This window comes from Mycobacterium sp. E2733 (assembly GCF_001667585.1).
Classification (GTDB): domain Bacteria; phylum Actinomycetota; class Actinomycetes; order Mycobacteriales; family Mycobacteriaceae; genus Mycobacterium.
In genome coordinates, this window is sequence record NZ_LZJZ01000025.1 from 1 (window position 1) to 566 (window position 566).

Annotated in this window: 1 protein-coding gene; it reads right to left on the reverse strand. The window is 71.4% G+C overall.

Features of this window, described 5'->3' with window-relative positions:
* A partial coding sequence (locus A5678_RS05770; protein ID WP_156746777.1) for a VWA domain-containing protein occupies positions 1 to 534 on the reverse strand: 534 nt, incomplete at its 3' end.
* Between the last annotated feature and the right edge of the window lie 32 nt (positions 535 to 566).

The following is a 566-nucleotide window of genomic DNA, read 5'->3' on the forward strand; positions in this document are numbered from 1 at the left end:
GATGCGCGCCGGCGGGGGGCCGTCGCCGCCCCCCATCACCGAGCCGACCGTCGCGATGGCCTGCAGCGCGGTGAAGAGGCCTTCGCCCGTCGCGGTCTTGGGCGCCGGCTTCAGACCGTCGATCGCCGCCTTCACCGCCTCGCGATTGGTGGTCGGCGGCACCAGCAGGTACGGCGTGCCCGCGAAGCCGACCAGCCCGAGGTTGATGCCCGGCGTCAGCTGGCTGGCGAACTGGCTGGCCGCCTCCTCGGCGGCCTTGAGCCGGTTCGGCGGGACGTCGGTGGCCCGCATGGACTGCGAGATGTCGATGACCAGCACGATGACGGCCCGGTTGCGCGGGATGCGCATGTCATGGGTCGGGGTGGCCAGCGCGATGGTCAGCAGGACCAGGCTGAGCAGTGAGACGGCGATGGGAATGTGCCGCGTCGGCGACTGCGGCACGTTCGCCTCGGTGAACCGGCGCAGCCGGCGCCGGCGGCGGCCCTGGACCACGACGTAGATGCCCAGGACCAGCAGAACGAGCAGCAGGAACAGGAAGAACCACGCGTTCTGGAACCCGGTGACCG